This is a genomic window from Pantoea sp. y20, from assembly GCF_054903455.1.
Map to the genome: position 1 here is coordinate 43,254 of NZ_JBUBNJ010000002.1, position 13,968 is coordinate 57,221.

The following is a 13,968-nucleotide window of genomic DNA, read 5'->3' on the forward strand; positions in this document are numbered from 1 at the left end:
CATTCGACTCGTTCTGCGGCGCGCACCATTGCCCGCCGCTGCGCAACAGCCTAAACCTATTGTACGAGTAAATACGAACAGTTTGAGCCTTTTTTAAACATCGTTAAAAACTTGCAGGTGATTCAGCATTTACGGGCTGGAAAGCCGTCGCCGGTCACTTTAAGGTAAGACTTTCACTCTCAACGGGAAAATTGACCATGCGTATTCTGGTAGTCGGCGCCGGCGCCACCGGCGGCTATTTTGGTGCGCGTCTGGCGCAAGCAGGACGTGATGTGACTTTTCTGGTGCGCGAGCGCCGTTTTCAACAGTTGCAGCAAACCGGTCTGGTGCTGAAAACCCCCGGCGGCAGCGAAGTGATTCAGCCGCAGCTGGCGCAGGCCGGTTCGCTTGATGGCCATTACGATCTGATTATCTTGACGGTGAAAAGCTTCGCGCTGGATCAGGCGATGAGTGACATCGCGCCCGCCGTCGGTCCGGACACGCTGATCATGCCGATCCTCAACGGCATGCGCCATTTCGATACGCTGCGCGCGCGCTTTGGCGACAAGGTGATTGGCGGTTTGTGCAAAATCAACGCCACGCTGGGAGAAAATGGCGAAGTGATGCAGATGACACCGCTGCATATTCTCTATTACGGCGCGCTGGACGGTCACAACGATGCGCGTTTGCAGCGCGTGGATGAAGCGCTGCGTGCGGCGCAGTTTGATACGGTGTTTGCCGACAACATCATCAGCGAGCTGTGGGAAAAATGGTTGCTGCTCAGCACACTGGGTGCGGTGTGTTGTATCGCGCGTGGCAATACGCAACAGGTGCTGACGTCAAAAGGTGGCGAAGCGCTGCTGCAAGGCGTTTTTGGCGAAGTGTTGGCGGTGCTGAGTGCGGAAGGTTATCAGCAGCGTCCGGCGGTGACGGCGAAGATTTATGAGACGCTGAACAATCCTCAAGCGGCGATGACCTCGTCGATGTACCGCGATTTAACCCAGGGCTTTGAGATTGAGGCCGATCAGGTGATTGGCGATCTGCTGGTGCGCGGCGCACGCAGCGGCGTAGTGACGCCGTTGCTAAACGCGGTGTATGTCAATTTGCAGGTGTATGTGCAGAACCGATAACGTTGGTCGCCATTCATGGCGACCGAAACATCACAACCGTGACTGCACGCCGGGCAACTGCTTCAGGCGTTGCCAACCGGCTTCCACCGCTTCTGGCACCTCGACGTGGCCAAGAAAACCTTTTCCGCGCGGCCCGTAGCCGTTTTCATCGTCGCGCAGGCGCTGGATTTCACCCATCAGCAGCGACAGAAAACGCTCCATCGACCACAATCCTTGCGGCGGCGCGCCGATGATGCGCAGCATGCCCGCGTCCATCATCACCTGCGGCACAAATACCGGCCAGCTGATAAATTCCGGTGCATCCGCACGATCGCGCCATTGATAGCGGAAGGTTTCCCAGGTGCGACGCTGCATCAGCGGATCCTGCACCAGCAGCACGCGCTGCGGCTGCCAGCTGTGCTCATCCAGCAGCTTTTGGCTGAAGGCGGCGTTTTCCCCGCAGTTGCGTGATGCGGTTTCCAGCAGCAGCAAATCGTCCGGCAGCGCGGCAAATACGCGGGCGACATCGCCCAGCAACTCGGCTTCGCTTTTGCCTTTGCTGTCGATTTGGCGATACAGCGGATGTGCGGCAAGCATCTCCACCAGCAGCGAGGTTGAGTGACCGGTGCCGCCGCTGATCAATAACGGCAGCTGATACTTTTTCGCCACGGCAATCACCGCTTCCACGTTCGGCAGGACCGCGTGACCAGCGAGAATGGCTAAATCGATGTCGAGCGTGCCATCTTGTGGCATCTGATCCAGCGCCAGCCAGGCCGCCAGGGTGTTGATATCCTGAATCTGATGGTTATTGAGCTGCATCCGGTTCTCCTCTTTTTACCTTTGGCAGTGTAGCGGCTTAAGTGCGTGTCGGCAGGGAAAAATTTGCTACACTCGCAGCTCAATCTTCAGGAGAGATTCATGACTGCGCGCTCCGTAACCCTCGACGATGTTGCTCATCTGGCTGGGGTTTCTTATCAAACCGTTTCCCGCGTCCTCAACCATTCCGAGCAGGTTTCGCCGCGCACCCGCGCCAAAGTAGAAGCCGCGATGCAGCAGCTCAACTATGTGCCGAATCGCGTGGCGCAGCAGCTGGCGGGCAAAAACACCCGCACGCTGGGTCTCGCCACCAGCGATTTAGCCTTGATGGCGCCCGCGCAGATCGCTTCGGCGATTCAGCAACGGGCGGCGGCGCAGGGTTATCATCTGGTGATCGCCATGGCGAATCCCGATAATGCGCCGCAGGATACAGTGAATGAACTGCTGGCGCAGCGCGTGGATGCGCTACTCATTAACCTGCCGCTCGATGCGGCGCAGGCTGCGCAGATTCAGCAACAGTGCGACAACAAGCCGGTGCTGTTTCTCGATGTGGAGCGCAGTGCTGAAGTGGCGCAATGCCAGTATCAGAGCGAATCCGGTGCGCAGCAGGCGGTTGATCATCTGGTGGCGCTCGGCCATCGCCAGATTGGCGTGTTAAATGGACCGGAAAGTTCTGCCTCGGCGCGCGCGCGTTATGCCGCGTGGCAACAGGCGCTGGCGGCGCACCAGCTCAAGCCATTCTGCGTGCTGAGCGGTGACTGGAGCGCGGCATCGGGTTATCAGGCGCTGCAGGCGCAGTTGCCCAACACTCTGCCGCAAGCGCTGCTGGTGGCTAACGATCAAATGGCGCTCGGCGCGATGCGCGCGCTGCATCAGCACGGCGTGAAGATCCCGGCGGAGATTTCGCTGATTGGCTACGACGATACCGCGGAAAGCGCGTGGTATCAGCCGCCATTAACCACCGTGCGTCAGGATTTGCAGCAGTTGGGCGCGGTAAGCGTTGATCGCTTGCTGGCGCAGCTGGAAGGCGGCGATGTGGCAGAGAAGACGCTGGAAACCGAGTTAGTGTTGCGGGAAACCACGGCGACGCCGCAGCAAGATGAGGTGGATGTGGCGGAGATTGCGCAGCAGTTGCAGGTGTTGGCGCGCAAGTTAAAGCGCACCTCATAAATAGGTTTAGGTGCGCAAATTTGCGCACCTGGTCGTAATTACCCGAGTGCGAGTTTTACGGCGTCTTCTGCGTGGATCAAGGTGGTATCGAACAGCGGCACGCTGGCATCTTCCGCTTTTACCAGTAAGGTGATTTCGGTGCAGCCGAGAATGATCGCTTCTGCGCCCTGCTCCACCAGCTCAGCAATAATCTTGCGGTATTGCGCACGAGATTCATCGCGGATCACGCCAAGACAGAGTTCCTGATAAATGATGTCGTGCACCACTTTACGACCGGCTGCATCGGGAACCAAAACGTCGATCTCCGACTGATTAAGTCGGCCTTTGTAGAATTCCTGTTCCATGGTGAACGCCGTTGCTAGCAAGCCGACTTTTTTTACGCCCGCCTGACGAATGCGTTGTGCGGTGGCATCGGCGATATGCAGCAGCGGAATGCGGACCGCATCAGTGATCTGCTGCGCGACTTTGTGCATGGTATTGGTACAGAGCACAATAAAATCCGCGCCGCCCTTTTCCAGACTGAGCGCCGCTTCTGCCAGGATCTCGCCGGCTTTTTGCCACTCGCCTGCCACCTGTAGCTTTTCGATTTCATGGAAATCGACGCTGTACATCAGGCTGCGCGCGGAGTGCAAACCCCCCAGCTGCTGCTTCACCTGCTCATTGATAATTCGGTAATAGAGCGCGGTGGATTCCCAGCTCATTCCGCCAATCAAACCGATCATTTTCATCTGCTTAACTCCGTTTTAAACATGCTGCTCAGCACTGTAATGGTTTTCCGGCCAGCGCGCTGCAGGAAACAACGATAAGCGAATATTGAACAGGTGGAACATCGGCGCAAACAGCGTGTTCTCCTGCAACGCTGCCGCTTCCAGCCGCAGCAACAACGTATTCAATTCCGCTAACAATTCCGGCTGCGGCGTGGTTTGCAGCGATTTTAACCGACGCTTGAGGAACTGACTCAGCTCATGGAACATCGCCGCGCTTTCGATGTGATGCGCCAGCAGCAGCTCACGATGACGCGTGTAATAGTCGTAGCAGTTTGCGCCCAGCCAGGCTTCGGCAATCAGATTGCCGCCGGAGACCAACTCCGGCACCGGATCAACACGCTTACGCGGCAGAATAATGTTGACCTTATCCAGCGTGCGCGAGACAAACTGCTGACGCGCGGTCAGCGTGACGCTGTTGAGCCGCACCGTGGCGATAAACTGCAGCAGCTCGCGGATACCTTTGCGCACCGCGCGTTTGGCGGTCCACGACGGGCGCTTGTTGCGGATCAGCGCCGTGATCACCACCGCGAAGGTAATGCCCACCAGCGTCGAAAGAATAGCGTTCACTATAAGCTGTAGATCGGGCTTGAAGTTGTGGCTCATGCCAATCAGCCCGGGAATCTGCGTGGCGACAATCAGACCAATCAGGTTGGTTGACGGATTGGCGATAACCAATCCCAGCGCCAGCAAGCCCGGCGCAAGGCAAATCACCAGCGCTTCGAAGGTCACCGCCTGCGGAATCAGCAAGGTGATATACAGCAGGCTGATCACCACAGAGATCAGCACCCCTTTCAGGAACAGTTTCATCGGCGCAATCGGGCTGTCCATGCCGGCAAAGAAGGAACACAGCACCGCCGCCATCATCGGTGCGGTGGCACCATCCACCCAGCCGCTGCCGATCCAAAATAGGCAGGTAACGAAGGTGGCAATAAACGCGGTAAACGATGACAGCAGCAACAAACCCTGATCGACGTGTTTGTGCGCGCGCGCCATTTTTCCGGCTTTAACCGCGGGCGTCCATTCACTGACGCGCTCGCTTACGCTTTGGTAGGCATCAACGATGCGCACAAAATTGAGTAAGCGCTCCAGCAATCCGCTCAGCAAAATGCTCTCTTCGCTGTTGAGCCTGCCCTGTTGCCACGCCCTTTTCAGCTGATCTTGCGCGTGGCTGAGCTGGTCGCGCACCGGCAGCTGATCTTCACCATTTAGCCACAGCAAAAATTGCTGAAACACCTCGGCGATAAAGTCGGGGAAACGGATTTGCTGCTGCGCCAGCAAATTGAGGCGCGATTCGATTGCCGTCAGCGTGGGGATGAAATAGGAGAGATGCTGATACTGCACGCTGACTAAGCGCACCAGACGCCGCGCGGCATCGCCTTCATACACGCAGTGCGTGATGAGCGTTTCGACGTTAAGCGGATAGTTGGCCATCTGAATCAGGATATCTTCGCGCTCCACCGACTTCTCAGCGGGCATCGCCGTGACCAGTTCGCTGCACAGCTTGCGCGCGTTCTGATACCACAGGTTCACGCTCTGCTCTAACAGATTGCGCATCGAGACCGGCCACAGCAGGCGATGCACCAGGCTGCTGCAGACGATAGCGACAGTGATCTCCTCAACACGCGAGATCACCGTGTAGGTGATGGCCGATGGCGACACCACATCGGGAAAACCCATGATCGCAGCGCTGTAGCCCGCCAGCATAAACACATAGCTCTTCGGCGTGCGGTCGTGCAGCGAAAGATAGAGACAAACCGCCACCCAAAGGGAGATGCACAGGCTGAACAGCAGCGGATCCTGCACCGTGGCGGGGTAGATCAGTAGCGTAAACAAGCCGCCCAGCAGGGTGCCGAAGAAACGGAAAACCGATTTTGATACCGTTGATCCCGAATAGAGCTGCGAGGCAACGTACACTGTAGTCAGTGACCAGGCCGGTTTATCGAGATTGAGTTCCAGAGCAATGTAAAAAGCCAGAAAGGCAGCAAGACAGGTTTTGGCAGAAAACAGCATTGCGCTTCGTGAAAACCACTTCATAGAACGGGTAAAACCTTATGCAGGCAGCGGAATGGCTTATCCTGACAGAAGCTTTTGGCAATGGCATTTTGATTTGTTATACAAATTATTACCGTGCTAATTATATGGGCATCTATGGAAATGACGGACGCGTTTGCTGATTACAGTGAATGATCCAGATCACATAGATAATAGTTATAAGCGATCGAAATTAGTTATTTATTGGTTATATAAGGGCTTTGCTAAGGTGGCAAAAAAACCACGTGAGAATCATCATGAAAGCAAAACTTCCTGTCCTGAGCGCTTTAGCTCTCAGCGTTAGCCTGCTCTCCACGCACGCTTTTGCCGCTAACCCAGAAACCGTAACCATCGGCTATCAAAAAGCCAACATCTTTGCCCTGCTGAAATATCGCGGCACGCTGGATGAAACCTTTAAGAAGGAAGGCATCGCTATCCGCTGGGTGGAGTTCCCGGCGGGCCCGCAGATGCTGGAAGGCTTAAACGTTGGCAGCATTGATTTGGCGGCAACCGGCGATGCGCCGCCTGCCTTCGCCCAGGCAGCGAAAGCCGATTTGATCTATCTTGGGCATTCACCGGCTAACCCAAAAACCGAAGCCATCGTGGTGCCAAAAGATTCTGCCATTAAAAGCGTAGCGGATTTGAAAGGTAAACGTGTCGGTCTGAACAAAGGCTCTGACGTTAACTATCTGCTGGTAAAAGCGCTGGAAGATGCGGGGCTTAACTACAAAGATGTGACGCCGGTGTATCTGCCGCCCGCCGATGCACGCGCGGCTTTCCAGAAAGGCGCGATTGATGCATGGGTGATTTGGGATCCATACCTTGCCGAAGTGGAAGCCAATGCCGGTGCGCGTGAAATCCGCAATGCGGAAGGATTAGTGCCACATTACACCTTCTATCTCGCCAGCCGTCCGTTCGCGGAAGGTCATCCTGATACTGCGAAACAGGTTGTCGATGAGTTGAGCAAACTCAGCGATTGGGCCAACAAGAACCCGGATGACGCGGCAGCGATTCTGTCGAAATCAACCGGCCTGGATAAATCCATCTGGCAAACCACCATTAAACGCCTGCCTTACGGCGCGTCACGCATGTCGCCGCAGGTGTTTGATGAGCAGCAGGCGTTAGCGGATACCTTTACGCGCGTGGGACTGTTGCCGGTGAAAGTGGATGTGCGCAGCGCGACCTGGTCGCTGGATAAGAAGTAAGTCATTACCAACAACCAGGTCGTCATGAATAGCGACCTTACATGCCCGGTGCGCATTTATGCGCACCGGGTTTTATCAGCCCTCTCCGCTGCCAATCTGCCACACACTGGTGGGTGCGGTGCCATTCACTTTCCAGTCGCCGATATCACGCGCTTTGTACACCACCGGATTATGTGACGACAGGGTGCGCGCGTTGCGCCAGTGACGATCCAGCGCTTTGCTGACGCGCGTATCCGATGCGCCCAGTGCGTTAAACAGCTCGGTGGCGGCGCGTGTCACCAGCTCGCTGGCAATCACCTGCGCCTGCCCCGCTTCGGCTTCGGCCAGCACATTCGCGGCGGCAATTTGCGCTTCATCGTTGCTGACGTGGGCAACATATGCTGATTGCAGTGAATGTGTCGCGCGGATCACCGTGGCTTCCACCGCAAACGCCAGGCTGGTGATTTGCCCGATCACCTGCAGAATCTGCGCATCCCGACGCGCAACACCGCCGTTGCCGTGACTGTAAACCCGATTTCGCGCCGCCACCGCCTGCGCACCATCGCGCGCCACCGCACGACCGATTCCCGCCAGCGTGGCCAGCAAGACATGCTGATAGAAGGCGGTTTGATAACGGAAGCGGGTGGCGAAATCGTAGACGTGTTCCTGCTCGACATGGGCGTTAGCGAAACGCGTGGTGCCGCTGCCGGTTAAGCGCTGGCCAAAGCCGTCCCAGTCGTCCTCACGCGTCACCCCAGGTTGGTGAGTGTTCACCAGAGCGATAACGTCGCCCTGATTGTCATTGCGGCGCGCATAGACATCAATCCAGTCGGCGAACAGCGTGCCGGTGCTGTAAAACTTCTCGCCGCTCAGCGTCCAGCCGCTTTCGCCTGGCGTGACGCGCGTGATGACATCGCCGAGTTTTACCGTGCCAATTTCCGTCCAGCCGCTGCCCACCAGCTCGCCATCAATAAAACGGCCAAACCAGCGATCGCGTTCCGCGCTATCCGGCTGATTCAATCGATCTTCGACAAAAGCGAAATGCGCGCGCAGCGCCTGCGGCAGATTCGAGTCGGCTTCTGCCAGCTCGGTTAACAGCTGGAACAGCTGCGGCAGCGATGCGCCCCAACCGCCCTTCTCTTGCGGAATACGCACCGTGCCAAATCCCGCCTCTTTCAGCCAGCTAATCGGTTGATGCGGCAAAGTACGTTCCCGCTCGCGTGCTACCGTTCCTTCAGCGATGCGCGCGAAAATCGGCCGGAAGTGCGCCGCCAGCGCCTCATAATCGGTGCCTGTTGCCAGTAAACTCATGGTGACTCCTGAGGTGAAAGATCGTCGATGTCATGCAGCGTGGGCTCGTGGCGCACCGCCAGCAGGAAGAAGATTGGGATGATCGCTGCCAGCGATACCACCCAAAACATATTGGTGCCGAGCGCGGCCTGCAGAATCGGCAGAATGAACAGCGCTAACGCGCTACCGATGCCGGAAAGTGCGCGGCTAAAGCCCACGCCGGTGGCGCGAATTGAGGTTGGATAGGAAAGCGCTGGATAGACCATCAGCTGCGCGCCCGGCCCGAAGCCTTCGGCAAACAGCCACAAGCCGAGCATCAATACCGCAAAGACGATTCCGGCGATGGCTTGCGGATGACCAATTAACGCCAGCGCGATCAGCGCAAAGAATTGCAGGGCAAAGCCAGCAATCGCGACGTGGCGCGACGGATATTTCCACGCCAGACGCATGCCAAGCAGGCCGCCGGTAAAGGCGAACAGCGCGTTGAGTCCCAGCGATGCCGAGATGGTTTCAAACACGCCCGCGCCGAGGAACTGCGCCAGAATCGACGGCAGGAAGAAAGCAATGGCGGTGTATTCAAACGAGATACAGATGTTCATCACGCCCGCGACGATGGTGCGTTCGCGCCACGGCTTCTCAAACAGCACGCGGAAACTCACTTTAGGGGCCGCAGCAGCCGGTGGCGCTTCGTGTTCCGCTTCGTGCGCGTGAATGCCGTAGGAATCACGCAGAATGCGCACCGCGGATTTCAGATCGCCCTGATTCGCCGCCCACAGTGGCGATTCGTTCATGAATTTGCTGCGCACCGCGATGATTAGCAGCGCCGGCACCGCACCGAACAGCAGCGACGCGCGCCACAGCCAGTCAAGATGCTCTTTCGGCAGCAGGAAGTAGAGCGCGAAGATCAGCAGGAAGCACAGCGTTGAGGCGGCGTACCACATCGGGCACCAGGCTGCGAGTCGGGATGCCTTGTTGCCTTTACCAGCGAATTTGGAGAACTCCGCCAGATATGACATCGCCACCGGCAAATCGATGCCGACGCCCACGCCCATCAGGAAGCGCGCGCCAATCAGCACCCACACGTTCGGCGCTAACCCCGCCGCAATCGCTGAAACCACAAAGAACAGCATGTCGGCCATGAACACCGAATAGCGGCCATATTTATCCGTCAGCCACCCGCCCACCAGATTGCCGACGATGGTACCAACCATAATTGAGGAAGTGACTAAGCCGGTGAGCAGCGGCGAGAGCTGAAACTCGCGCACCACATCATCGATGCCGTACGACAGCGTGGTGAGATCGTAGGCGTCGAGGAACACGCCGCCGAGCGCGAGGAACACAATCATGCGCGCGTAGTTGTCATTTTTGGTGCGAGTGTTTATCAGCCTTGCCACATCACTGACCGAACGTACCGGTTCGGAAACCGGAATGGTGTTTTCTAAAGGAAGAGAACTCATAACGCCTCACGTTGTTGTTTTGTAGTGCAGGTGAGGTTGTTATAAGCGTTTTTCTGGCTGCGCCAAAACAACAATTCTTGATATAAATTTACATTAAAATCAATTAGATAAATAGTTTTTAGCCAACACAAAAACCCGGACACGCCTGACGCGTCCGGGTGTTCAAACAACAACCATTTATTCGGCTGAGACCGGCACCAACACGCCTTTTACCAGCGGATCGTCGGTGGTCTTCAACCACTGCTGGACGCGCGGATCGGAGAAGGCTTTTTTCAGCTTCTCAATGTTTTCCTGGTCCAGATAAGGCGTGCCAATCACCAGCTGTGAGGCGAAAGTGCGCGGCGCAGGCGGGAAGAGAATGCCTTTTTCGCGCGGCACTTTACCGGCATCAAATTGCGAAACGTAACCAATCGCCGCATCCACCGAGTTGAGCGCACGCGGCATGGTCAGCAAATCGAGCTCTTTAAACACGAAACCGTGCGGATTGCCGACAATGTTCTTCAGTTTGGCCGTGCGCGGCTCGACGTTGGGATCGAGCGTGATTAAACCCTGACGCGCCAGCAACCATAATGCCTGGCCCTGATTGGCGCCATCATCCGGCACCACGATGGTCGCGCCCTGCGGCAGATCCGCTACCGATGTGTAGCGATCGGAGTAGATGCCAAACGCCCACTGGAACAGCGGCAGCGTTGAGGTGAGCGCAAAACCGTTGGCATCCACCACTTGCTTTAGCCACCACTGATGCTGATACACGGTGGCGGCATACTGCCCTTCCGCTACCGCGCGATCGGCTTGCACCGGATCCTGCACGCCAACCGCCTCCAGCTTCAGGCCGTAATCGGGCGCGATGTGCTCGCCAACGTATTCAATCAGCTTCTGCTCGCCCGCCATCGCCGGTTCAAAATGCACCTTCAGCGTGGTGCCAAAGACCACCGCCTGCGCCTGTTGGCTGCGCCAGAACCAGCCGCCTGCTGCAAGTAAAACGACCACTATAATCAGTAGCAGCCACGGCCAGCGGCGGGTTTTACGCAGCTCGAAATCTTGTGTTGTCATAACGATGTCCCCTGAGGATGGCGTAATGCGGTGACCAAACGGTCGCCGAGAAATTGAATGGTTTGAATTAAGGCGATCAGCACCACGATGGTGGCGATCATGATGTGATTATCGAAGCGCTGATAACCGTACACCACCGCCAGATAGCCGATACCGCCCGCGCCGATGGTGCCGGCAATGGCGGAGTATTCAATCATTGAGATCAGGTTGAGCGTCACTGCCGCCACAATCGCCGGCAGCGCTTCGCTAAGTTGTGCCGAGCGGATGATCTGCCAGCGCGAACCGCCGCACACCAAGCCCACCGCCGTGACTTCACCGGGCAGCTCACGCAGCGCGTTGTCCACCAAACGGCCAAAGAACGGAATACCCGCGGCGATCATCGGCACAACGGCGGCAGGAATGCCGATGGTGGTGCCGGTTAGCCAGAAGGTGAACGGAATGATGGCCGCCATCAGCACCAGAAACGGCAGCGAACGCCCCATGTTGACAATCCAACTCAGCACCCGATTGATACCGCGATGGGGAAACAGGCCGCGCACCGAGGTGTTGAACAGCACCACGCCGACGATGCCGCCGAAGGTGACCACGAACAGCATCACGATCGCCACCATCAACGCGGTTTCGCCCAGAGCGGGCAGCATCAGCGCCGGGATGTCTGGCCACGGCGTATCCTGACTCATCACTGATACGCTCATACCGCCTCCCGCAATGGCAACACGCTGCCCGAAACGCTGGCAACTAAGCCCAGCTGTTCCAGCTGCGACAGTAAACGCGCCAGCGGCACGCGTTCCTGCTGATAGTGAATGCCCACCTTGAGGCGGCCAGCTTGCAGACCATTCACCTGCTCGACGTGCGCGCCGAGCAGATCAATACGCAAACCAAACTGCTGGCTGAGGCGCGAAATCCAGTCGCTGGCGACTGGCACATCGGTGCGATAACTGAGCTGCAACACCAGTTCGGCATCGCCCGCCTGCGCCGCCAGCGGGAACAGGCGCTGTCCCAATAGCGAATCGGGTTGCGCCAGCAGCTCTTTCACCACGCCGTACTGCACGATTTGGCCGTCGCGAATATCCGCTACCGCATCTGCCGCCTGACGCACCGCGTCCATTTCATGGGTGATCAGCACAATCGCCAGCTTGTAGTCATCACGCAGTTTTTTCAGCAGGTCGAGCACGGTGACGGTGGCTTCGGGATCGAGCCCTGACGTCGCTTCATCTGCCAGCAACACCGACGGGCGCAATGCCAGCGCACGCGCGATGCCAATACGCTGCCGCTGACCACCGGAAAGCTGGCCAGGATAGGCTTTGGCTTTGTGGCTGAGGCCGACGCTATCGAGCAGTTCGCCCACGCGCGCGGCGATATCGCGATCCACTACGCCAAGATAGTGCAGCGGCAAGGCGATATTCTCCCACGCGGTTTTGCGTTGCAGCAGCGCGGAAGACTGGAACACGGTACCAATTGAGCGACGCGCCTGACGCAGCGCTTCGCCATCCAGACGAGAAAGATCGTTGCCGTTAACGCGGATGCTGCCGGCGCTCGGTTGCTCTAGCAGGCTAATGCACTTCGCCAGCGTCGATTTACCCGCGCCGCTCGGCCCAACTACCGCGGTGATGTTGGCTTGCGGTACTTGCAGGCTGATGGATTTCAGCACCTCGGTGATGCGGCCGTCGGGCGCGCGATAGTGTTTGCTGAGCTGATCTATTTCGATCATAAGACCTCCTGCGGCGTGGAGGATTTAACGCGATAGCCCGCGCCCGGATGCGGTGCTTGCAGCTGCGGGCCGGCGGAGAATAACTTCTCGCGCAACGTGCCCTGCGCGTACTCTTTTTTGTAGACGCCGCGCTTTTGCAGCTCCGGGATCAGCAGCTCCACCACATCTTCAAAGGTTTCATGGGTCAGTGCGTAAGCGAAGTTGAAGCCATCTACGTCGGTCTCTTCAACCCAGCTTTGCAACTCATCCGCGACGGTTTCCGCGCTGCCGACAATCAGCGGACCAAAACCGCCGATGCCAACCCAATCCGCCAGTGCTTTTACCGTCCACTGACGATCGGGATCAGCGGTGGAGAAAGTTTCGACCGCCGATTGAATGGCATTGGTGTGGATATATTTCAGCACCTGATCCGGCTGATACTGGCCGAAGTCGATACCGGTCCAGCCTGATACCAGCGCCAGCGCGCCTTCGTAGCTGACCCAAGTGGTGTACTCTTTCCATTTCGCCTGCGCCGCCAGATCGGTTTCGCCAACAATCACGGTTTGCAGATTGAAGATTTTGATGCTGTAAGGATCGCGCCCCGCTTCCACCGCGCGGCGGCGAATATCGGCGACGGTTTTCTTCAGCAGCACTTTTGACGGCGCGGCAACAAATACGCATTCGGCATGTTCTGCGGCAAACTGTTTGCCACGACTCGATGCGCCCGCCTGATACAGCACCGGCGTGCGCTGCGGTGACGGTTCGCACAGGTGAATGCCCGGCACGTTGAAGAAGGTGCCCTGATGATTGATGGGATGGATTTTACGCGGGTCGCTGAAGATACGGCGTTCGCGGTCACGCAATACTGCATCCTGCTCCCAGCTGCCTTCCAGCAGCTTGTACACCACTTGCAGATACTCGTCGGCGTAATCGTAGCGGCTATCGTGATCGATCTGGGTTTTGTGCCCAATGTTGCGCGCCCCGCTCTCCAGATACGAGGTGACGATGTTCCAGCCGATGCGGCCTTTGGTCAGGTGATCGAGCGTGGATAAGCGGCGCGCAAACGGATAGGGATGCTCAAACGACAGCGACGCCGTAAGACCAAAGCCGAGGTGTTCGGTCACCAGCGCCATTGGCGTAATCAGCGCTAACGGATCGTTGACCGGCACCTGCGTCGCCTGGCGGATCGCCGCATCGCCGTTGCCGTTGAGTACATCGTAAACGCCGAGCACGTCGGCGATAAACAGGCCGTCAAATTTGCCGCGCTCCAGCAGGCGCGCCAAATCGACCCAATACTCCAGGTCTTTGTATTGCCAGGAACGGTCACGCGGATGTGCCCACAGGCCCGGCGACTGGTGTCCGACACAGTTCATATCAAATGCGTTCAAGCGAATTTCACGTTGCGATGGCATAGCAATCTCC

The 13,968-nt window shown here is 57.5% G+C and carries 12 protein-coding genes; 3 read left to right on the forward strand and 9 right to left on the reverse strand.

The features are described from left to right. Window positions 1-197 precede the first annotated feature (197 nt). On the forward strand, window positions 198-1,109 hold the full coding sequence (locus ACYAC5_RS19955) for a ketopantoate reductase family protein (RefSeq protein WP_192414667.1): 912 nt from the start codon (window positions 198-200) through the stop codon (window positions 1,107-1,109). Window positions 1,110-1,139: 30 nt separating this feature from the next. Here the strand turns inward: ACYAC5_RS19955 and ACYAC5_RS19960 are convergent, their stop codons facing one another. Continuing rightward, window positions 1,140-1,907, reverse strand: coding sequence for a YdcF family protein (locus ACYAC5_RS19960; protein WP_137387139.1), 768 nt, complete (start codon window positions 1,905-1,907; stop codon window positions 1,140-1,142). Between the two features lie 99 nt (window positions 1,908-2,006). Between ACYAC5_RS19960 and ACYAC5_RS19965 the strand changes: the two genes are divergently transcribed. After that, the gene (locus ACYAC5_RS19965; protein WP_277975164.1) at window positions 2,007-3,074 is read left to right on the forward strand and encodes a LacI family DNA-binding transcriptional regulator; all 1,068 of its coding nucleotides are present in this window, start codon (window positions 2,007-2,009) and stop codon (window positions 3,072-3,074) included. Window positions 3,075-3,112: 38 nt separating this feature from the next. Here ACYAC5_RS19965 and ACYAC5_RS19970 read toward each other — a convergent pair whose 3' ends face one another. Together ACYAC5_RS19970 and ACYAC5_RS19975 are read right to left on the reverse strand one after the other, a co-directional pair. Beyond that, the gene (locus ACYAC5_RS19970) at window positions 3,113-3,802 is read right to left on the reverse strand and encodes an aspartate/glutamate racemase family protein (protein WP_192414671.1); all 690 of its coding nucleotides are present in this window, start codon (window positions 3,800-3,802) and stop codon (window positions 3,113-3,115) included. Between the two features lie 15 nt (window positions 3,803-3,817). Continuing rightward, window positions 3,818-5,875, reverse strand: coding sequence for an FUSC family protein (locus ACYAC5_RS19975; RefSeq protein WP_309837159.1), 2,058 nt, complete (start codon window positions 5,873-5,875; stop codon window positions 3,818-3,820). A 254-nt stretch (window positions 5,876-6,129) separates the two neighbouring features. Between ACYAC5_RS19975 and ACYAC5_RS19980 the strand changes: the two genes are divergently transcribed. Continuing rightward, window positions 6,130-7,077: a sulfonate ABC transporter substrate-binding protein gene (locus tag ACYAC5_RS19980; protein WP_309837160.1), complete on the forward strand. Its 948-nt coding sequence runs from the start codon at window positions 6,130-6,132 to the stop codon at window positions 7,075-7,077. A gap of 75 nt (window positions 7,078-7,152) precedes the next feature. Here the strand turns inward: ACYAC5_RS19980 and ACYAC5_RS19985 are convergent, their stop codons facing one another. From ACYAC5_RS19985 to ACYAC5_RS20010, 6 genes are all read right to left on the reverse strand, one after another. After that, a complete protein-coding gene (locus ACYAC5_RS19985; protein WP_309837163.1) occupies window positions 7,153-8,367 on the reverse strand; it encodes an acyl-CoA dehydrogenase family protein in 1,215 nt (404 codons plus the stop codon). Next, a complete protein-coding gene (locus tag ACYAC5_RS19990; protein WP_110867055.1) occupies window positions 8,364-9,803 on the reverse strand; it encodes an MFS transporter in 1,440 nt (479 codons plus the stop codon). The genes ACYAC5_RS19985 and ACYAC5_RS19990 overlap by 4 nt, the downstream gene beginning before the upstream one ends. A 177-nt stretch (window positions 9,804-9,980) precedes the next feature. Continuing rightward, window positions 9,981-10,856: a MetQ/NlpA family ABC transporter substrate-binding protein gene (locus tag ACYAC5_RS19995; RefSeq protein WP_192414680.1), complete on the reverse strand. Its 876-nt coding sequence runs from the start codon at window positions 10,854-10,856 to the stop codon at window positions 9,981-9,983. Further along, window positions 10,853-11,551 (reverse strand): methionine ABC transporter permease, encoded by a 699-nt coding sequence (locus ACYAC5_RS20000; protein WP_110867052.1) that lies wholly within the window; start codon window positions 11,549-11,551, stop codon window positions 10,853-10,855. The genes ACYAC5_RS19995 and ACYAC5_RS20000 overlap by 4 nt, the downstream gene beginning before the upstream one ends. After that, window positions 11,548-12,567 carry a methionine ABC transporter ATP-binding protein gene (locus tag ACYAC5_RS20005; RefSeq protein ID WP_309837166.1) on the reverse strand — a complete coding sequence of 340 codons (1,020 nt, stop codon included), beginning with the start codon at window positions 12,565-12,567 and terminating at the stop codon, window positions 11,548-11,550. Before ACYAC5_RS20005 ends, ACYAC5_RS20000 begins: the two co-directional genes overlap by 4 nt. Next, the gene (locus ACYAC5_RS20010; protein ID WP_280172929.1) at window positions 12,564-13,958 is read right to left on the reverse strand and encodes an LLM class flavin-dependent oxidoreductase; all 1,395 of its coding nucleotides are present in this window, start codon (window positions 13,956-13,958) and stop codon (window positions 12,564-12,566) included. Before ACYAC5_RS20010 ends, ACYAC5_RS20005 begins: the two co-directional genes overlap by 4 nt. Window positions 13,959-13,968: the final 10 nt, after the last annotated feature.